Source organism: Pseudomonas benzenivorans (assembly GCF_024397895.1).
GTDB lineage: Bacteria > Pseudomonadota > Gammaproteobacteria > Pseudomonadales > Pseudomonadaceae > Aquipseudomonas > Aquipseudomonas benzenivorans_A.
Genome location: NZ_CP073346.1, coordinates 3852170 through 3872046, shown reverse-complemented (window position 1 = coordinate 3872046; position 19877 = coordinate 3852170). Strand labels below are relative to the sequence as shown.

The window sequence follows — 19877 nt, the reverse complement described above, 5'->3', positions numbered from 1 at the left end:
CTGTAGGGTGGAAACCCCGCAGCGTTTCCACCAGGCATTTGAATCAGCGGCGATTGGCCGCCGCGACGATCAACTGCTTCATCTCCGCCACTGCCTGCTTGAAGCCGACGAACAGCGCATGGGCTACCAGCGCGTGACCGATGTTCAGCTCGTTGATCCCGGCGATCGCCGCCACCGGCTCGACGTTGTGGTAGTGCAGGCCATGACCGGCGTTGACGATCAGGCCATGGGCCAGGCCGCAGGCCACGCCGTCGCGAATCCGCGCCAGCTCCTTGGCCGCCTCGACCGGGGTCGTGGCGTCGGCATAGCGGCCGGTGTGCAACTCGATGGCCGGCGCGCCGACCCGCTTGGAGGCTTCGATCTGCCGCTCCTCTGGGTCGATGAACAGCGACACCTCGCAACCGATATTGCTCAGGCGCTCCACCGCAGCGCGAATCCGCGCCTCCTGCCCGGCCACATCGAGGCCGCCCTCGGTGGTCAGCTCCTGGCGGGTTTCCGGCACCAGGCAGACATGTTCGGGGCGGATGCTCTCGGCGAATGCGAGCATCTCCTCGGTAACGCCCATCTCGAAGTTCATGCGCGTCTGCAGCACTTCCTTGAGCACCCGCACGTCGCGCTCCTGGATGTGCCGACGGTCCTCGCGCAGGTGCACGGTGATGCCGTCGGCGCCGGCCTCCTCGGCGTCCAGGGCGGCCTTCACCGGGTCCGGGTAGCGGGTGCCACGGGCCTGGCGCAGGGTCGCCACATGGTCGATGTTCACGCCTAGCAGAATTCGATTGGCATCAGTCACGCGGTGGCTCCTTGAGTGTCATGAATAACTCGCGGCTGACCAGTGGCCGGCCGCCTAAGTGTGGCGCCAGGGCCTGGCGCATCAGGCGCTTGGCGGCAGCCAGGGCGCCTGCCGCGCTCCAGTCGGCCTGGGCCATGGCGAGCAGGTCGGCGCCCTGGAATACCCCGGGCTGCAACTGCCCGACCGGCTCCAGCCCGGCGTCGATCTGCAGGCGATAGAGCCCGCCAGCGACGACAGCCTGGCCATGCCGATCCGTATCCAGGGCGAAACCATAGCCGAGTTCATCGAGCAAACGCCACTCGAAGGCGCGCAGCAGTGGCTCCAGGGCACGGCCCTGGGCCAGGGCCTGCAACGTGAGGGCATAATGCTCGAACACCGCCGGATGCGGATCTTCCGCCGGCAGCAGACGGATCAGCAGCTCATTGAGGTACAGGCCACTGAACAGCGCCTCACCGCTCAGCAGGTTGGGGATGCCGCCGGCCTCCAGGCGAGCCACGTTCTTCAGCTCGCCGCGGCCGCGAAACTCGGCTTCCAGCGGTACGAATGGCCGAGCAAGGGTACCGGCCTTGCCCCGCGCCCCGCGCAGCACCGCACGCAGACGGCCCTGGGGCGTGAGAAAGTCGACCAACGCGCTGGTCTCGCGGTAGGCACGGCTGTGCAGGACGAAGGCGGGTTGACTGAGTGCAAGCATGACCGTGGGCTACTCGCAGTGGCGGGCGCGAGGACGCGCCCGGAGACGGCTCAGATGTCGTCGTAACCCAGCGAGCGCAGGGCGCGCTCGTCGTCCGACCAGCCGCCTTTGACCTTGACCCAGAGGTTGAGCATGACCTTGGAGTCGAACATCACCTCCATGTCCTTGCGCGCCTCCTGGCCGATACGCTTGATGCGCTCACCCTTGTCGCCGATGATGATCTTCTTCTGGCCATCGCGCTCGACCAGTATCAGCGCATGGATATGCAGGATGCGCCCTTCGCGCTTGAACTCCTCGATCTCCACGGTGATCTGGTAGGGCAGCTCGGCGCCGAGCTGGCGCATGATCTTCTCGCGCACCAGCTCGGCGGCGAAAAAACGGCTGGAGCGGTCGGTCACCTGGTCTTCCGGGAAGAAGTGCACACCCTCGGGCAGGCGCTCGCCCACCAGCTTCTCCAGGGTATCCAGATTATGTCCATGCTGCGCCGAGATCGGCACGATCTCCGCGTTCGGCAGTTGCTGCGCCAACCACTCCAGATGGGGCATCAGCTCGGCTTTTTCCTCGATGCGGTCGGTCTTGTTGACCGCCAGGATCACCGGACCCTGGACGTACTGCACGCGCTCCAGGACCATCTGATCCTCGTCGGTCCAGCGGGTGCGGTCGACCACGAAGATCACCACGTCGACGTCCTTCAACGCCGCCGAAGCGTTCTTGTTCATGTAGCGATTGAGGGCTTTCTCGCTGTTCTTGTGCAGACCCGGTGTGTCGACGTAGATGGCCTGTACCTCACCCTCGGTCTTGATGCCGAGCATGTTGTGCCGGGTGGTTTGCGGCTTGCGCGAGGTGATGGCCAACTTCTGGCCGAGGATGTGGTTGAGCAGCGTCGACTTGCCCACGTTGGGCCGGCCGACGATGGCGACATAGCCACAGCGTGTTACGGGTGCATCAGTCATTGCCATTCTCCACACCCAGGGCGATCAGGGCGGCTGCCGCGGCGACCTGTTCGGCGATACGCCGACTGGCCCCCTGCCCCAGGGTCTTTTCGTTCAATAGGGTGACCTGACACTCGACCACGAATGTCCGGCAGTGCGGCTCGCCCTGCACATCCACCACCTCGTAGCGGGGCAGTTCACAGGCACGTGACTGCAGAAACTCCTGCAGCCGGGTCTTCGGGTCCTTGTTGGTGTCGACCAGGGTCAGACCGTCCAGCTCACTGGTCAGCCAGGCCAGCACCCGCTCGCGGGCCGCGTCCATGCCGGCATCCAGATAGATGGCCCCGATCAGCGCTTCCAGGGCATCGGCGAGGATGGACTCGCGGCGGAAACCGCCGCTCTTCAGCTCACCGGAACCGAGGCGCAGGTACTCGCCCAGATCGAAGCCACGGGCCAGCACGGCCAGGGTCTCGCCCTTCACCAGCCGCGCGCGTAGCCGAGACAGCTGGCCTTCCCGGGCCTGGGGAAAACGCTCGAACAGCGCCTCGCCGGCGACGAAGTTGAGGATGGCATCGCCGAGAAACTCCAGGCGCTCATTGTTGCGCCCGGCAAAACTGCGGTGGGTGAGTGCCAGGACCATCAGGTCCCGGTCCTTGAAGCTGTAGCCGAGCTGACGCTCCAGACGGTCTAACGAAGCACTCACGGCATGCGCACGCGGTATTCTTTGTCGAAGCGCGCCACCAGATCGAGATTCTGGATCAACGGCTCGCGCTTCTCGTATTGCAGGTGGGCAATGAACTCGTTGTTCTCGACCTTGACCTTGAGTATGTCTTTCAGACTCACATCGCGAATGCTGTTGACTTCCATGCCTCTACCGACGTGCCCATAGAAATCGCTCACAGTCTTGATATCCAGGCTTTGATCGGTGCCCACCGAGGTGATGATCTTTTCCATGGACATGTAGTCGAGGTAGTGCGGCAGCATCTTGAACACCGCGCTGGCGAGAAATGCCACAACCGCCAACACGAACAGCAAGCTGAGTACCGACAAGCCCTTTTGCGAACGCGCAAATGTCATGTTTGACCCCAAGGTTCTAGAGATAGTGAAAGAGCCCCGCAGACTCTTGGACAAGTTTATACGTAGCTGAAAGCGCTGCATTGAGCAGCGCCGCAAAAAACAAGCCGTCAATGGATCAGGCCGACCCGGGAGAAGTTCGGCAGATTGCGCAACTTTGGATCCGGCCAGCTCATCCACACGGCGAAGGCCTTACCCACTATATTCCGGTCCGGCACCATACCCAGCAATGGCTTGGGGATGTTCGGGTCGTTCCAGTAGCGACTGTCGTTCGAGTTGTCGCGATTGTCGCCCATCATGAAGTAGTGCCCCTCGGGCACCACCCACTCCCGTCCCGGCTCGACGCGATAACGGTGCATCTCCTTGCGGATCAGATGCTCCATCTCGCCCAGACGCTCCTGATAGAGCGCCACGCTGCCGAGGCTGCCTGACTCCTCGCCGAGCAACTGCTCCGCCACCGGCTTGCCATTGACGAACAGGCGCTTGTCGCTGCTGTAGCGGATATGGTCGCCGGCCAGGCCGACCACACGCTTGATGTAATTGATGTTCGGGTCGCTGGGATAGCGGAAGACCATGACATCGCCGCGCTGGGGGTCGTCGACCTCGATGATCTTGGTATCCAGCACCGGCAGGCGAATGCCGTAGGCAAACTTGTTGACCAGGATGAAGTCGCCCACTTCCAGCGTCGGCTTCATCGAACCGGACGGAATCTGGAACGGTTCCACCAGAAACGAGCGCAACACCAGCACGATCGCCAGCACCGGAAAGAACGACTTGCCGTACTCGACCAGCAGCGGTTCCTTGTTCAGGCGCTCGACCACCGCCTCGTCGGGCTGGTCGACCTGGCCCTGGTACTGATCGATGGCCGCGCGGCGACGGGGCGCCAGAAACACCAGGTCGAAGAGAGCCAGGGCACCGCAGACCGCAACGGCAATGACCAGCAACAGCGGAAAATTGATCGACATAGGCCCTTAACTATCCACTTTCAGCACGGCGAGGAAGGCTTCCTGGGGGATTTCCACGCTGCCCACCTGCTTCATCCTTTTCTTACCGGCCTTCTGCTTCTCCAGCAGCTTGCGCTTGCGGCTCACGTCGCCACCGTAGCATTTAGCCAGTACGTTCTTGCGCAGCGCCTTGACGGTGGTCCGCGCGACAATCTGTCCGCCTATCGCCGCCTGAATCGCCACGTCGAACATCTGCCGCGGGATCAGCTCCTTCATTTTCTCGGTCAACGCACGGCCCTTGTAGTGGGCCTTGTCCCGATGGACGATCAGGGCCAGGGCATCGACCTTCTCGCCATTGATCAGCACATCCAGCTTGACCAGGTTGGCCGACTCGAAACGGTCGAAGCTGTAGTCCAGGGACGCGTAGCCACGGCTGACAGATTTCAGCCGATCGAAGAAGTCGAGGACCACCTCGTTCATCGGCAAGTCATAGGACACCTGCACCTGACTGCTGAGGAACTGCATGTCGCGCTGCACCCCGCGCTTCTCGATGCACAGGGTGATGACGTTGCCCAGATGCTCCTGAGGCACCAGGATATTGGCCCGCACGATCGGCTCGCGCATGTCCTCGACCGAGGCCTGATCCGGCAGCTTTGACGGGTTGTCGACGTAGATCGTATCGCCGTTCTTCATCACCACCTCGAACACCACGGTTGGCGCCGTGGTGATCAGGTCCAGGTCGTACTCGCGCTCCAGGCGCTCCTGAATGATCTCCATGTGCAGCATGCCGAGGAAACCGATGCGGAAGCCGAAGCCCAGGGCATCCGAGCTTTCCGGCTCATACTGCAGGGCCGCGTCGTTGAGGGTCAGCTTCTGCAGGGCCTCGCGGAAGTCCTCGAAGTCGTCCGAACTGACGGGAAACAGACCGGCATAGACCTGCGGCTTGACCCGCTTGAAGCCCGGCAGCATTTCCACATCGGGGGTGGCGGCCAGGGTCAGGGTATCGCCTACCGGTGCGCCATGAATGTCCTTGATGCCGGCGATGATGAAGCCCACCTCGCCGGCCTTGAGGTCGGCGGTGGCAGTGTGTTTCGGGGTGAACACACCGACACTGTCGACCTGGTGGATCTTGCCGGTGGACTTGACCAGCACCTTGTCGCCCTTCTTGATACGGCCGTGGCGCACCCGCACCAGGGAGACCACGCCCAGGTAGTTGTCGAACCAGGAGTCGATGATCAATGCCTGCAACGGCGCCTCTATGTCGCCTGTGGGTGCCGGAATGACCTGCACCAAGCGCTCCAGCACCTCGTCTACGCCCATGCCGCTCTTGGCGCTGCAGGGCACGGCGTCGGTGGCGTCGATGCCGATGATGTGTTCGATCTCATCCTTGACCTTGTCCGGGTCGGCCTGGGGCAGATCCATCTTGTTCAGCACCGGCATGACCTCCAGGCCCTGCTCAATGGCGGTGTAACAATTGGCCACGGATTGGGCTTCGACACCCTGGCCGGCATCCACCACCAGGATCGCACCTTCACAGGCGGCCAGGGAACGACTGACCTCATAGGTGAAGTCGACGTGGCCGGGGGTGTCGATGAAGTTCAGCTGGTAGGTCTTCCCGTCCCGCGCCTTGTAGTGCAGGGTCACGCTGTGCGCCTTGATGGTGATGCCGCGCTCGCGCTCCAGGTCCATGGAGTCCAGCACCTGGGCCTCCATTTCACGCTCGCTCAGGCCGCCGCACATCTGGATGAAGCGGTCAGCCAAGGTGGACTTGCCATGATCGATATGGGCGATGATGGAGAAATTGCGGATATGACTCAGGTCACTCACAGAACAACACTCGAAAAGGCCGCAGGCGACTGCCCGCCGAAAATAGCCGGGAAGTGTACCCGATCGACGCCGCGCACGTCACGCCCGGGCGCCGACCGGCAGGCATGAAAAAGGGCGACCGCAGTCGCCCTTTTGCGGATCGGCGGATTTACTCCGCCAGCTTGAAGGTGATGAAGCTGGCGCGCCCCTGGCGCAGCACACGCATCGATACCGAACGATTCTTCGGCAAGGATTGCGCCACCTGGGTGAAGGTCTTGGCCGAATCGATCGCCTGGTTGTTCAGGTGAGTGATCACATCGCCAGCCCGCAAACCAATCATCGCCGCGGGCCCCTCCAGTACCTCGGTGATGACCACACCACCCTGAAGATCGAGACTCTTACGCTGCTCAGCGCTCAACTCGACCACCTTGACCCCGAGGCGATTGCTGCTGCGCTCGCCGCCCGGCGCCGTATCGCCGGCCAGCATCTCGCCCTCTTCCGGCAGGGCGCCAATGGTGAGCTGGAGTTTCTTGCGCGAGCCTTCACGGACCACATCCAATTCGGCCGTGCTGCCCGGCTTCAGAGCGCCGACCAGATGGGGCAGATCGGCGGACATGATGATCGGCTTGTCGTTCAGGCTGAGGATCACATCGCCAACCTGCAGGCCGCCCTTGGCGGCCGGCCCGTTGTCCAGCACCTGGGCGACCAGCGCGCCAGCCGGCTTGTCCAGGCCGAAGGACTCGGCCAGGTCCTTGTTCACTTCCTGAATCACCACGCCGAGCCAACCGCGACTGACCTTGCCGTCTGCCTTGAGCTGCTCGGCCACGTCCAGGGCCACGCTCATCGGAATGGCGAAGGACAGGCCCATGAAGCCTCCGGAGCGGGTGAAAATCTGCGAGTTGATGCCGACCACTTCGCCATCCAGATTGAACAGCGGGCCACCGGAGTTACCCGGATTGATCGCCACATCGGTCTGGATGAAAGGCACGTAGCTTTCGTTCGGCAGGCTGCGGCCCTTGGCACTGACGATGCCAGCCGTTACCGAGTGATCGAAACCGAACGGCGAACCAATCGCCAACACCCACTCGCCGACCTTCAACTCCTCGGACTTGCCCAGCTTGACCGTGGGCAGATTTTTACCGTCAATCTTGAGCAAGGCCACGTCGCTGCGCGGATCGGTACCCACCAGCTTGGCTTCCAGCTCGCTGCGGTCCGACAGGCGCACCAGGATCTCGTCGGCATCGGCAATCACGTGATTGTTGGTCAGCACGTAACCGTCGGCGGAAATGATAAAGCCCGAGCCCAGCGACTGCGCCTCGCGCTGACGACCACCGCCGGGTGAGCGCGGCACCTGTGGGATATTGCGCTCGAAAAACTCCCGAAACATCGGCGGCAACCCCTCGAGATCGGGGATCGGCAGTTGCCCGCCACCGCTGGCGACCCGCTCCGGGATCTTCTGCCGGGTACTGATGTTCACCACCGCCGGTGAAGCATCCTCGACCAATTCGGTAAAATCCGGCAACTCCGCATGCGCGGCGATCGTCTGGCCCAACAGCACCACCGCCAGCAACGCGGAAAAACACAGTTTCAGCCTAGGCATCGACATACAGCTCCCCATCCACAAGAAACAACAAGATTCACAGCGCAGGCGCAGCATTCGCTATGAGGGCACGCAAGACCACTGGCTGCAAAGCCGGATCTCCGGCAATACGCGCGCTGCGCCAACGCACCCCGAGCCAGGACAGCAGCATCCCGCCGCCCGCGCAGAGCACCACATAGGGCTCACTCAGCGACATTGCCCCGGCGAGCAATGCCGCCGCGAACAACCCTAGCAGAGGCATCAGGTACACCAACAGGGAAGCTCGCACCAGGAGGTCTTCCCGCACACCGATCACCACCTCGTCGCCGACGCTCAGCGACAGATCGGACAGCGCGCGCGCATGGCCGCGGCGGCCGCCCACACCGAGGCGATCGAGCACGCCCTGGCCGCAACCGGCACTCACCGAGCAACTGGAGCAAGTGCTCTTGCGCAGGGTCTCGACCCACACCGCCCCCGCCTCGACGGCGACGACCCGCCCCTGCTCCTCGATCATGGTGCGACCTGCGCTTCGCTGGCACGCATCGACAGGGCGACCCGCTCGGCCGTTCCCAGCGGGATCTCACCGACCACCGTGACCATCATGTCGCCATCGTCGGTGGCCATTCGCCGGGAAACCGCAACCGTCGGACCAAGCTGACTGCGCGCATCCCCGACGGCAGCGCCATGCAGCGGCTCCAGGAACACGCTGAAGCGGGCCACGCCATCGTCATATACCAAACAGGAAACCGCCTCATCCGAGACCGGGCTACGGCGTTGACTGGCACTGCTCAAGGTAAAACCAGGCGGCAACCAGTCCGCTCGCCAGGCACCGGCGGCAGGCGCCTTCGCCTCGGCCAGGCGCACCGACTGACAATCAGCGCTCGGTTGCAGCGAATCATCGGCGGGCGGTGACGCGGTATCCAGGCGCGTGAACTGGAAGCGCTCGAGCAACTGCCCCTTATCGTTCAGCAACAGCGTCTTCAGCGGTAGACCGCTGTCGCGATCAAGATGGAGCTCAACCCCATAACGATGCTGGTCACGCGGCACCAAGAGCAGCACCACCGCCGCACGGTCGGCCACTCGGGACTCCCCCGCGAGGCGCAACTCATACCACTGCTGCAACTGCTCGACATCCAGCTCACGGGCAGGCCAGGCCTGATTTCCGGCGACCTGGTCGGCCAGCGCACCGCTTACGCATTCGGCGCGCCCATTGACCCGCAACACTTCCTGGGCCGGACCATCCAGCTGCAACAACCGCTCGCGCACGGCGCCATCCTGCTCGACCCTATGCCAGATGCTGTGGGTGGAGAAGCTGCCGTTTCGCTCGTAAACAAACGTACCCTGAAAGCTCTGGCTGCGCTCAGCCTCGCCCAGGCGCTGCAGCCAGTCTTGCGCGCTGTCGGCAGCGGAGACGGAAAACGCCCAGCAGCTGCCGCAGAGCAACAACGAGAGGGGAATAAAGCGCATGCGTCTCCTTAACGGCTTTCCAGGCTAGCCGCGCGCGCATAAGGCAATGCGCTTTCGCCGCCACTCATGGCGGCCTGCTGGGCATGCTGACGCAGATAAGCCGGCAGGCGCTGCTCATGCCAGCCCGACTCAGCCTCGACAGCCGCCTGCGCCACAGGCAGTTCCGCTGCGGCACTGTAGCCCGCGAGCATTGCCGGGCCCTGTGCCTGGGGACTGGCCAGCGCCGGCTGAGCGGCCTGCTGCTGCGCCAACTGCGCGCCAGTGACTTCATCCTGGTTGTACAGGCGCACGCCTGCCAGCACGGCGACAGTCACCGAGGCCGCTACAGCCAGACGACCGATCGAACGCCAGGGACCGCGCACCACCTTGCTGGCCACCGGCAGCGTCTCATCGGCAAGCGCCGCGGACACCGCCGCCGCGATATCCAGCTTCGGCTCCAGCAACTCCTTGTGCATGACGGCGCGGGCGATCTGATAACGCGACCAGGTCGCGCGCAGCTCGTCGTCGTTGCTCGCACTGAGCACACGCCGCAGTTCCAATTCGTCCGCTTCGTTATCCATCACCGCGGACAGCGATTCCTGCAGGGCTTCTCGACTCATGGCGGTTCCTCTCTTGGCTGTCGCCGCTGTCTTAGGTGTCCTGCAACAAGGGTTGCAGGGACTTGTCTATGGCCTCGCGCGCTCGAAAGATTCGCGAACGCACGGTGCCCACCGGACACTGCATGACGCTGGCAATGTCCTCGTAACTGAGACCATCGAATTCACGCAAGGTTAGGGCCGTACGCAAATCTTCTGGCAACTGCTGGATGCTGCGATGCACCGTGGCTTCGATCTCATCCCTCAGCAGGGCGCGCTCTGGCGACTCGATATCCTTCAGGGCATGGTCGCCTTCGTAGAACTCCGCATCCTCAGCACTTACATCACTGTCCGGTGGTCGCCGTCCCCGCGACACCAGATGGTTTTTCGCCGTATTGATGGCGATCCGATACAGCCAGGTATAAAAAGCACTCTCGCCACGGAAATTCCCTAATGCCCGGTAGGCCTTGACGAAAGCTTCCTGCGCCACATCCTGGGCCTCATGGCTGTCGTGCACGAAACGCACGATCAACCCGAGAATCTTGTGCTGATACTTCAGCACCAACAGATCAAATGCCCGCTTGTCGCCGCGCTGAACGCGCTCGACCAGCTGCTGATCCTCTTCCTGGGCTAGCATGAACACTCCTCGTAGAGCTCGAAGGAGTGCAGCGCCTGCCGGTGATTCGGCTTGCCAACATAGACTCGGGCGTCGCGCAAAAGTTCTCCCCCTCAAACAAGCTTCCGGCAAACCGCTTTACGCGTCGCACGGAATAACGCGGCAGAGAGCTGCTCCCTGCCGCGCAAATAATCTTAGGCCACCCGCTCGCTCCGTCGGCGAACCCATCGCTGAGATGTGCTCCACCACGCCGTCATGGACACGACCCACCTGGGGCGACCGTTTATGGAACCCGAGACACTAAGAAAGTTCCCGAGCACCATAGCCCGTCATAAGCGCGCTATTGTGCCGACCACCCCCTCTATATACTAGGGGCGCTTTTTCGCGGAATTTGCCCATGAGCCAACAGTACCAGCACGACGTTCTAGTCATCGGCAGCGGCGCAGCCGGCCTGACCCTTGCCCTGACCCTTCCCCAGCACCTGCGCATCGCCGTGCTGAGCAAGGGCAGCCTGGCCAACGGTTCCACCTACTGGGCCCAGGGCGGTGTGGCGGCGGTACTGGACGACAGTGACACGGTCGAATCCCACGTCGAAGACACCCTCAATGCCGGCGCCGGCCTGTGCCGCGAAGACGCCGTGCGCTTCACCGTGGAGCACAGCCGCGACGCGATCCAGTGGCTGATCGACCAGGGCGTGCCCTTCACCCGCGATGAGCAGAGCGCTGGCGAAGAGCGGGGGTTCGAATTCCACCTGACCCGTGAAGGCGGCCACAGCCACAGGCGCATCATCCACGCCGCCGACGCCACAGGCGCGGCGATCTTCAACACCCTGCTGGATCAGGCCCGACAGCGGCCAAACATCGAGCTGCTGGAGCAGTGCGTGGCGGTCGACCTGATCACCGAGCGCAAGCTGGAGCTTGACGGCCAGCGCTGCCTCGGCGCCTACGTGCTCAACCGCAACAGCGGCCACGTCGATACCTTCAGTGCGCGCTTCGTCGTGCTTGCCACCGGCGGCGCGGCCAAGGTCTACCTCTACACCAGCAACCCGGACGGCGCCTGCGGCGACGGCATCGCCATGGCCTGGCGCGCCGGCTGCCGAGTCGGCAACCTGGAGTTCAACCAGTTCCACCCCACCTGCCTGTACCACCCCCAGGCCAAGAGTTTCCTGGTGACCGAAGCCCTGCGCGGCGAAGGCGCCCTGCTCAAACTGCCCGACGGCCAACGCTTCATGCAGCGCTTCGATCAGCGCGGCGAACTGGCTCCACGCGACATCGTCGCCCGCGCCATCGACCATGAAATGAAGCGCCTGGGCGCGGACTGCGTGTACCTGGACATCAGTCACAAGCCGGCGGACTTCATCAAGTCGCACTTCCCGACTGTCTACGAGCGCTGCCTGGGTTTCGGCATCGACATCACCCGCGAACCGATCCCCGTGGTACCGGCGGCGCACTACACCTGCGGCGGCGTGGTGGTCGACCGCAACGGCCAGACCGACGTCCCAGGCCTGTACGCCATCGGCGAGACCAGTTTCACCGGCCTGCACGGCGCCAACCGCATGGCCAGCAACTCGCTGCTGGAGTGTTTCGTCTACGCCCGCGCCGCCACCAGCCATATCACCCAAGCGCTGGACCAGGTGCCCATGCCGGCGGACCTGCCGTGCTGGGACGCCAGCCAGGTGACCGACTCCGACGAGGACGTGATCATCGCGCACAACTGGGACGAGCTGCGGCGCTTCATGTGGGACTACGTCGGCATCGTGCGCACCAACAAGCGCCTGCAACGCGCCCAGCACCGGGTGCGCCTGCTGCTCGACGAGATCGACGAGTTCTACAGCAACTACAAGGTGAGCCGCGACCTGATCGAGCTGCGCAACCTGGCCCAGGTGGCTGAGTTGATGATCCGCTCGGCGATGGCGCGCAAGGAGTCGCGAGGGCTGCACTACACCCTGGATTACCCCGAGCAGCTGCCGGTGGCCGAGGACACTATTCTGGCGCCGCCCACCTACGCCGACTGAATTTCAGCCGCACGCGCAGACGCCGGTGCAGGTGGTGCGCCAGCGCGTCGCGCGGAATGCACAAACCACGCACCCGCCACTCGCCCGCCAGGCGAAAACGCAGCACCACGATCAGCGGCAAAGCCAGGCTGTCGGGACGCAGCTGGATCGCCTGCCAGCCCTTCGCCTCACTCCACAGTTGCCAGCCCTCGGCGTCACAGCGCAGGGCGCGGAACGCCTCGGGCGCACTCAGCAGGATATGCCGCGGCAGCACCCAGAGCGCGTGGGCCAGGCACAGCCCAACGACCAGCCCGTAGCCCCAGGGCGGCAACTCGACCAGCAGCAGGGCAAGCAGCGCCAGCGCCTGGATCAGCCCGTAGCACAGCAACAGTTGCCGCGACGGCCGCCAGCGACACTCGAAGCCTTCACTTGGGCTGGACACGGTCCAGAATCATGCGAACCATGCGCTTGAGATCGGCATCTTCCGGCTCGCCGCGCTGCATGAACCAGCCGAACATGTCCTGATCCTCGCACTCGAGCAGCTTGCGGTAACGCGCCCGATCCTCGGCGTCGAGGGTCGCATAGACCTCCTTGACGAACGGTACCAGCAGCACGTCCAGCTCCAGCATGCCGCGACGGCTATGCCAGAACAGGCGATTGAGTTCAGTCGAGTCGACCATTAGCAGATTCCTTGAGATTGCCCGGCGTTGAGTCAGCCCGGCAGTATAACGATGAAAGCGCGGGCTGTTGACCTCGACGGACGACCGTCCGCCCGTCGATGGGCAGGCGCTGCGCGCAACCGCTGACAAGCCCCCGGTGGCGCTCTATGATGTCGCCCCTGACTCTTACCCAGCGATCCCCAGTTCCCCATGGCCGAAACCGCATTTTTCTGCACCCTCAGCCACGAAGGCATCCTTGCCGTTCGCGGTGCCGACGCCAGCAAGTTCCTCCAGGGCCAGCTGACCTGCAACCTCAACTACCTGAGCGAGAGCCGTTGCAGCCTGGGCGCCCGCTGCACACCCAAGGGCCGCATGCTGTCGAGCTTCCGCATCGTCAGCGTGGCGGACGGCTTCCTGCTGGCCATGGCCAACGAACTGATCGAGCCGCAGCTGGCCGACCTGCAGAAATATGCGGCGTTTTCCAAGTCCAAGCTCGGCGATGAGCGCGATGCCTGGGTGCGTTTCGGCCTCAGCGGCGGCGACGGCGTACTGGTCAGCCTGGGCCTGGACCTGGCCCAGGAAGCCGACAGCGTGGCCCGCGCCAACGACCTGCTGGCCCTGCGCCTGAGCGACGGTCGCAGCGAGCTCTGGGCACCGGCCAGCGAAGCCGAGACCCTGCGCGCGCGCCTGGCCGCGCAGCTCAGCGAGGCGCCGCTGAACGCCTGGATGCTGGCGCAAGTGCGCGCCGGCGTTGCCCAGGTACTGGGCGCCACCCGCGAGCTGTTCATCCCACAGATGCTCAATCTGCAGGCCCTGGGCGCGGTCAGTTTCAAGAAAGGCTGTTATACCGGCCAGGAAATCGTCGCGCGCATGCAGTACCTGGGCAAACTCAAGCGTCGCCTGTATCGCCTGGCCCTGGCGGACGACGGTCTGCCAGAGCCATCGGTCGAGCTATTCTCGCCGGTGCACAATTCCGGCGTGGGCGAAGTGGTGCTGGCGGCCCGCAGCGACAGCGGCGTCGAGCTGCTCGCCGTGCTGCAGGAGGACGCCGTGAACGACGGACGCATCCGCCTCGGCGCCCCCGAGGGCCGGCCGCTGACGCTGCTCGATCTACCTTACGGCCTGGATGCCGATCGCGAAATCCAGCGCTAAACCCTTCCTCGCTGCCCGACTCCGAAGAGAACTGCGCATGAGCAAGCTTGCCGAAAAAGTCCAAGAAGAACTGCTCCAGGCCATCGACAACGACGCCCTGGTCCTGCCCACCCTGCCGGAAGTCGCGCTGCGCGTGCGCGAGGCCGCGGAAGACCCGAACATCGGCATTCCCCAGCTGAGCAAGGTGATCGGCAACGATGCGGCCCTGACCGCGCGCATCATCAAGGTGGTCAACAGCCCGCTGCTGCGCACCAACAAGGAAATCACCGACCTGCAGATGGCGGTGGGCCGCCTGGGCATCAACTACACCAGCAACCTGGCCACCGGCCTGGCGATGGAGCAGATGTTCCAGGCCACCAGCGATGTGGTCGACCGCAAGATGCGCGAGGTGTGGAACAAGAGCACCGAGATCGCCGGCATCTGCCACGTCCTGTGCCGCCACTACACCCGCCTGATGCCGGACCAGGCGACCCTCGCCGGCCTGGTGCACCAGATCGGCGTGCTGCCGATCCTCACCTACGCCGAGGACCACAGCGAACTGCTGGCCGACTCGATCAGCCTCAACCATGTGATCGAGAAGATTCACCCGATCATCGGCGACAAGATCCTGCGCACCTGGGAATTCCCCGAGCAGATCGCCATGGTCCCCAGCCAGCACCTGAACTTCAGCCGCGACAGCGCCAAGGCCGACTACGTCGACATCGTCCAGGTCGCCACCCTGCAGAGCTACCTGGGCAGCGAGCATCCCTTCACCCAGCTGGACTGGAGCAAGATCCCGGCGTTCGCCAAGCTCGGCCTCGACCCGACTGTCGACATGCAGGAAGACGAAGACCTCTCGGCGGCAATGGACGCGGCCATGAGCATGCTGCAGGGCTGATTCTGCGGCAGCACCGCGCCGCGGCCAGGACCAACCGAACGCCCCGGCCGCGCCGGAGGGCCCGTTCAAGGCTCCTGGGCAGGGAACGCCACCCGCACCAACAGCCCTTGCGGCTTTGCCGCATGCAGGCTGATCGAGGCGCGGTGGGCGCGGCAGATCTCGCCGACTATGGCCAGCCCCAGGCCGGCGCCGCTGCCTTGGGCACCGCGCCGGTAGAACCGCTGGAACACCTTGTCGCGCTCCTCTTCAGGGATGCCCGGACCGTCGTCCTGCACCTCCAGCAACGCCGGCGCCAGTACTCGCAGCACGACATTGCCACCGGCCGGCGTATGAGCCAGGGCGTTGTCCAGCAGATTGCACAGCAGCTCGCTCAACAGGCTCGGCTCGCCATGCAGCCACACCGGCTGCTCGGCCTCCAGGGCCAGGGCGATGCCCCGCGCATGCGCCAGGGGCGCCAGGGCCAGCCCCAGTTCACGGGCCAACTGACTGAGATCGAGGCGCTGGGCGCCGCCCTCGGCGATCGCCCGGGCGCCGCTCTCGATACGCGCCAGCGACAGCAGCTGGTTGGCCAACTGGGTCAGGCGCTCGGTGTGCTGCGCCGCCTGTTCCAGGGTGCTGCGCCAATCGTCTGATTGCTGCGCGCGCAGGCCCAGCTCGAGCCGCGCCTTGAGGGCCGCCAGCGGCGTACGCAGCTCGTGGGCGGCGTCGGCGATGAACTGCGACTGGCGCTCGAACAGCCCGAGCAGGCGTTCGTTGAACTGATTCAGGGCACTCACCAGGGGGCGAAGCTCGCGCGGCAGGCCGTCATCCGGCAGCGGCCGCAGGTCATCGCTGCTGCGCCCGGCCACCGCCCGCCGCAGACTCTCCAGCGGCCGCAGCGCGGCGGTCACCGCCAGCCACACCAGCAGCAAGGCACTGAGCGACAAGGCACCCAGGCGCCACAGGGTGCCGAACAGCAGCTCCCGGGCCAGGCGTTCGCGAGCCCCCAGGGTTTCGGCCACGCGAATCTCGGCGATGCCGCTGACCTGGGGCTCGCTGACCGGCTGCAGCAGGCTGACCACCCGCACGCCCTGGTCACGGAACTCGGCATCGTAGAAGTAGGCCAGGGCCGGGTAGTCGTCGGTGCGCCGGGTGCCGGGCGGCGGCGCCGGTAGATCTTCATAGCCGGAAACCAGGGCGCCATTCAGATCCAGCACCTGGTAGTAGATGCGCCCGGCGCTGTCGTAGGCGAAGGTGTCCAGGGCGACGTAGGGCACATTGGCCTTGAGCCGCCCCGCCTCGGCATACAGGCCGTCGGCGATCGCCCGCGCCGAGGCCAGCAGGGTGCGGTCGTAGGCGGTGTCGGCCGCGCGCCGGGCGCTCCAGTAGGCGCTCAGGCTGCTGAGCAGCAGGATCAGGGTCAGCAACAGGGCCAGGCGACGCAGCAGGCGCCCGCGCAGACTGGCCGACTTCTCCACCGCCGGCCTCCCGCCCTCAGTCACCGACTGCCTCCAGCAAATAGCCCAGACCGCGGAAGGTGACGATGCGCACGCCGCTGCCCTCGAGCTTCTTGCGCAGTCGGTGCACATAGATCTCGATGGCGTCGCTGCTGGCCTCCTCGTCCAGGCCGAACACCTGGGCGGCCAGCTGCTCCTTGCTCATCACCCGCCCTGGCCGGGCGATCATCGCCTCCAGCACCGCCTGTTCGCGGGAGGTCAGGCTCAGCGGCTCGCCGCGCAGGCTGAAGCGCCGGGTGCCGAGGTCGTAGAGCAACTCGCCGCAGCGCTGCTGCTGTTCGCCACCGAGCCTGCTGCGGCGCAGCAGGGCCTTGACCCGCGCCTCCAGCTCGGTCAGTTCGAACGGCTTGGCCAGGTAGTCGTCGGCCCCAAGGTTGAGCCCGCGAACCCGGTCGCGAACCTCGCCACGGGCGGTCAGCATCAGTACCGGCAGGGTCTGGCCACGATCGCGCAAGCGCGCCAGCACCTCGAAACCATCCAGGCGTGGCAGGCCGATGTCGAGAATCGCCAGGGCATAGTCCTCACTGGCCAGGGCCAGATCGGCGGCCACCCCGTCGCACAGCAGATCCACCGTCCAGCCGGCCCCTTTCAGCGCCTGGGCAACGCTGGCGGCCAGTTGTGGATGGTCTTCGACCAGCAGAATTCGCATCGCCACCTCCCGCCCCAGTTCGGCCCACGCCTGCGCCATCAGAGGGCGGGAGTGTACCGCCCCCCACACGCCTGTGAAGGCCCCAAAGTCGTTTAGCCGCAAAACTGACGGGAACTTTCGAACCTGAAAGCTTGGCGAAAGCTTGCAGCCCTAGCATCCATCCCAGGTGGCTCGATCCACCTGCCCAAACGGCCTGCACAGTGGTGTGCAGGCGATACAAAAATAATAGTGGAGACCACCGGATGCCCATCGCATCACGCCAGGCATTGTCGCCTGCTCACCTGCTCAGCCTGGCCATCAGCACGGCGCTGCTCGCCCCTGCTGCACACGCCGCCTTTATCGATGACAGCAGCGCCAGCCTGTCCACCACCAATATCTACCTGAACCGCGACTTCCGCGAGGGTGACGGGCAGAACAAGCGCGAGGAATGGGGCCAGGGCTTCATCCTCGGCATCAAGTCCGGCTACACCGAGGGCAGCGCCGGCTTCGGCCTCGACGCCATGGGCCTGCTCGGGCTCAAGTTCGACTCGGGCGGCGGCCGCACCGGCACCGGCCTGCTGCCGACGCAGGAAGGCGGCGGAGCCCCGGACGAGTTCAGCCGCCTGGGCCTGACCGCCAAGGTCAAGGTTTCCGCCACCGAGTTGCGCTACGGCTCCCACGTGCCCGACCTACCGGTGGTCAAGGCCAGCGACAGCCGCCTGCTGCCCCAGGTATTCGAGGGCGGCCTGCTGACTTCCGCCGAACTGGAGGGCCTGACCTTCACCGGCGGACGCCTGGACAAGGTGATCGACCGCGCCTCGAGCAACTCCGAGGAGCTGGTGCTCAACAACAGGAACAAGCGCTTCCCCGGTGGCGTGACGGCCGACCACCTGAATCTGGCCGGCCTCGACTACCAGTTCAACCCGCTCCTCAAGGGTCGCTACTTCCATGCCGAGCTGGACGACATCTACCGGCAGAACTTCTTCAACCTGTTGGCCAGCTACCCCCTGGGCGGCGGCACCCTGGGCGCCGACCTGCGCCTGATGCTCAGCGACGATTCCGGCCTGGCCAAAGCCGGCAGGATCGACAACCGCGCGCTGAACGGCGTGTTCAGCTACGCCCACAGCGGGCACAAGCTCAGCCTGGCCTACCAGGCCATGAGCGGCGACACCGGCTACGCCTACATCGACGGCAGCGACCCCTACCTGGTCAACGACTCCGCCAACGACTACGCCAACCCCGACGAAAAATCCTGGTCAGCCCGCTACGACTACAACTTCGCCGCCCTCGGCCTGCCCGGGCTGAACTTCGTTGCTCGCTATATCAAGGGCAGTGACGCGCGAATTATCGGCAGCGACGAGCGTGGCAGCGAGCACGAGCACAACCTCGAGTTCAAGTACGTGGTGCAGAGCGGCCCGGCCAAGAACCTCTACGTACGCCTGCGCAATGCGAACTTCCGCTCCGACTTCGCCCGCGACTCGGACGAATACCGAGTGGTCGTCGGCTACACGCTGCCGATCCTGTAATCCACAATAACAATCGAGAGGTAACCCCCATGAAAACTGTCTTCAGCAAACTCGCCCTGGCCACCGCCTGCCTGGCCTTCTCCAGCCAGCTGCTGGCCGCCGAGCCCAAGCGCCCCGAGTGCATCGCCCCGGCCAAGCCCGGCGGCGGCTTCGACCTGACCTGCAAGCTGGCCCAGAGCGGCCTCAAGGACAGCGGCCTGCTCAAGGCGCCGATGCGCGTCACCTACATGCCCGGCGGTGTCGGCGCGGTGGCCTACAACGCGGTGGTCGCCCAGCGCGCCGATGACCCGGGCACCATAGTTGCCTTCTCCAGCGGCTCCCTGCTCAACCTGGCCCAGGGCAAGTTCGGCCGTTACGACGAGAACGCGGTGCGCTGGCTGGCCGCGGTCGGCACCGACTACGGCGCCATCACCGTGCGCGCCGACTCGCCCTACCAGACCCTCAACGACCTGGTCGACGCACTGAAGAAGGACCCCGCGAGCATCGTCTTCGGTGCCGGCGCCACCATCGGTGGCCAGGACTGGATGCAGACCGCGCTGATCGCCCGCGCCGCCGGCATCGATCCGAAGAACCTGCGCTACGTGGCCTTCGAAGGCGGCGGCGAGACCCTCACCGCCATGCTCGGCGGCCATGTGCAGGTCACCAGCAGCGGCCTGGGCGAGGTCACCCCGCAACTGGCGGCAAACAAGGTGCGCATCCTCGCGGTGCTGTCCGACGAGCGCCTGCCAGGCAAGCTGGCCGAGATCCCAACCGCCAAGGAGCAGGGCTTCGACATCAGCTGGCCGGTGATCCGCGGCTTCTATGTCGGCCCAGAGGTCAGCGACGAGCAGTACGGCTGGTGGAAGCAGCAGTTCGACAGCATGCTGGCCCGCGAGGACTTCGCCACCCTGCGCGAGCAGCGCGACCTGCAGCCGCTGAGCATGACCGGCGACGAGCTGAATGCCTTCGTCCTCAAGCAAGTTGGGGAATACAAGACACTGGCCGGCGAGTTTGGCCTGACGCAGTAACAGCTCCGCATCACCACAGGCTGGGTTGGGCAGCGGCTCGCCCCAGCTTGCGGTTCCGAGTACTT

Annotated in this window: 21 protein-coding genes; 5 read left to right on the top strand and 16 right to left on the bottom strand. The window is 64.9% G+C overall.

What is annotated here, in order from left to right:
• Nucleotides 1-43: 43 nt before the first annotated feature.
• The 12 genes from pdxJ to rpoE all read right to left on the bottom strand — a co-directional run bounded on the left by pdxJ (nt 44) and on the right by rpoE (nt 10495).
• Entirely contained in the window at nt 44-790 is a 747-nt protein-coding gene (gene pdxJ, locus KDW96_RS18165; protein ID WP_255837618.1) for a pyridoxine 5'-phosphate synthase, read from the bottom strand.
• Nucleotides 783-1481, bottom strand: a complete 699-nt coding sequence (gene recO, locus KDW96_RS18160; protein WP_255837617.1) for a DNA repair protein RecO — start codon at nt 1479-1481, stop codon at nt 783-785. Before recO ends, pdxJ begins: the two co-directional genes overlap by 8 nt.
• A gap of 50 nt (nt 1482-1531) precedes the next feature.
• The gene (gene era, locus KDW96_RS18155; RefSeq protein WP_255837616.1) at nt 1532-2434 is read right to left on the bottom strand and encodes a GTPase Era; all 903 of its coding nucleotides are present in this window, start codon (nt 2432-2434) and stop codon (nt 1532-1534) included.
• On the bottom strand, nt 2427-3116 hold the full coding sequence (rnc, locus tag KDW96_RS18150; RefSeq protein WP_255837615.1) for a ribonuclease III: 690 nt from the start codon (nt 3114-3116) through the stop codon (nt 2427-2429). Before rnc ends, era begins: the two co-directional genes overlap by 8 nt.
• Nucleotides 3113-3490, bottom strand: a complete 378-nt coding sequence (locus tag KDW96_RS18145) for a DUF4845 domain-containing protein (RefSeq protein WP_255837614.1) — start codon at nt 3488-3490, stop codon at nt 3113-3115. The genes rnc and KDW96_RS18145 overlap by 4 nt, the downstream gene beginning before the upstream one ends.
• Before the next feature lie 107 nt (nt 3491-3597).
• A complete protein-coding gene (lepB, locus tag KDW96_RS18140; protein WP_255837613.1) occupies nt 3598-4452 on the bottom strand; it encodes a signal peptidase I in 855 nt (284 codons plus the stop codon).
• 6 nt (nt 4453-4458) lie between these two features.
• Nucleotides 4459-6258: a translation elongation factor 4 gene (gene lepA, locus KDW96_RS18135; RefSeq protein WP_255837612.1), complete on the bottom strand. Its 1800-nt coding sequence runs from the start codon at nt 6256-6258 to the stop codon at nt 4459-4461.
• Nucleotides 6259-6406: 148 nt separating this feature from the next.
• Nucleotides 6407-7837 carry a DegQ family serine endoprotease gene (locus KDW96_RS18130; RefSeq protein WP_255837611.1) on the bottom strand — a complete coding sequence of 477 codons (1431 nt, stop codon included), beginning with the start codon at nt 7835-7837 and terminating at the stop codon, nt 6407-6409.
• Nucleotides 7838-7874: 37 nt separating this feature from the next.
• On the bottom strand, nt 7875-8330 hold the full coding sequence (locus KDW96_RS18125; protein WP_255837610.1) for a SoxR reducing system RseC family protein: 456 nt from the start codon (nt 8328-8330) through the stop codon (nt 7875-7877).
• Entirely contained in the window at nt 8327-9283 is a 957-nt protein-coding gene (locus KDW96_RS18120) for a MucB/RseB C-terminal domain-containing protein (RefSeq protein ID WP_255837609.1), read from the bottom strand. Before KDW96_RS18120 ends, KDW96_RS18125 begins: the two co-directional genes overlap by 4 nt.
• Before the next feature lie 8 nt (nt 9284-9291).
• Nucleotides 9292-9882 (bottom strand): sigma-E factor negative regulatory protein, encoded by a 591-nt coding sequence (locus KDW96_RS18115; RefSeq protein ID WP_255837608.1) that lies wholly within the window; start codon nt 9880-9882, stop codon nt 9292-9294.
• Between the two features lie 31 nt (nt 9883-9913).
• Entirely contained in the window at nt 9914-10495 is a 582-nt protein-coding gene (rpoE, locus tag KDW96_RS18110; RefSeq protein ID WP_255837607.1) for an RNA polymerase sigma factor RpoE/AlgU, read from the bottom strand.
• Between the two features lie 376 nt (nt 10496-10871).
• Here rpoE and nadB point away from each other — a divergent pair, with 376 nt between their 5' ends.
• The gene (gene nadB, locus KDW96_RS18105) at nt 10872-12488 is read left to right on the top strand and encodes an L-aspartate oxidase (protein ID WP_255837606.1); all 1617 of its coding nucleotides are present in this window, start codon (nt 10872-10874) and stop codon (nt 12486-12488) included.
• On the opposite strand, the gene KDW96_RS18100 is transcribed toward nadB, so the two are convergent.
• Nucleotides 12457-12909 carry a protein YgfX gene (locus KDW96_RS18100; RefSeq protein ID WP_255837605.1) on the bottom strand — a complete coding sequence of 151 codons (453 nt, stop codon included), beginning with the start codon at nt 12907-12909 and terminating at the stop codon, nt 12457-12459. The two genes, nadB and KDW96_RS18100, sit on opposite strands and share 32 nt — an antisense overlap.
• Nucleotides 12893-13147 (bottom strand): FAD assembly factor SdhE, encoded by a 255-nt coding sequence (locus KDW96_RS18095; RefSeq protein ID WP_255837604.1) that lies wholly within the window; start codon nt 13145-13147, stop codon nt 12893-12895. The genes KDW96_RS18100 and KDW96_RS18095 overlap by 17 nt, the downstream gene beginning before the upstream one ends.
• A 189-nt stretch (nt 13148-13336) precedes the next feature.
• Between KDW96_RS18095 and ygfZ the strand changes: the two genes are divergently transcribed.
• Together ygfZ and KDW96_RS18085 are read left to right on the top strand one after the other, a co-directional pair.
• Complete coding sequence (gene ygfZ / locus KDW96_RS18090; protein ID WP_255837603.1) at nt 13337-14278, top strand: CAF17-like 4Fe-4S cluster assembly/insertion protein YgfZ; 942 nt, start codon at nt 13337-13339, stop codon at nt 14276-14278.
• Nucleotides 14279-14315: 37 nt separating this feature from the next.
• Entirely contained in the window at nt 14316-15155 is an 840-nt protein-coding gene (locus KDW96_RS18085; protein WP_255837602.1) for an HDOD domain-containing protein, read from the top strand.
• Between the two features lie 65 nt (nt 15156-15220).
• Here KDW96_RS18085 and tctE read toward each other — a convergent pair whose 3' ends face one another.
• Together tctE and tctD are read right to left on the bottom strand one after the other, a co-directional pair.
• Nucleotides 15221-16612: a sensor histidine kinase gene (gene tctE, locus KDW96_RS18080; RefSeq protein ID WP_255837601.1), complete on the bottom strand. Its 1392-nt coding sequence runs from the start codon at nt 16610-16612 to the stop codon at nt 15221-15223.
• A gap of 16 nt (nt 16613-16628) precedes the next feature.
• On the bottom strand, nt 16629-17300 hold the full coding sequence (tctD, locus tag KDW96_RS18075; protein WP_255837600.1) for a response regulator: 672 nt from the start codon (nt 17298-17300) through the stop codon (nt 16629-16631).
• A 242-nt stretch (nt 17301-17542) separates the two neighbouring features.
• Between tctD and KDW96_RS18070 the strand changes: the two genes are divergently transcribed.
• Together KDW96_RS18070 and KDW96_RS18065 are read left to right on the top strand one after the other, a co-directional pair.
• On the top strand, nt 17543-18805 hold the full coding sequence (locus KDW96_RS18070; protein ID WP_255837599.1) for an OprD family porin: 1263 nt from the start codon (nt 17543-17545) through the stop codon (nt 18803-18805).
• Between the two features lie 29 nt (nt 18806-18834).
• Nucleotides 18835-19812 (top strand): Bug family tripartite tricarboxylate transporter substrate binding protein, encoded by a 978-nt coding sequence (locus tag KDW96_RS18065; protein ID WP_255837598.1) that lies wholly within the window; start codon nt 18835-18837, stop codon nt 19810-19812.
• Nucleotides 19813-19877 lie beyond the last annotated feature (65 nt).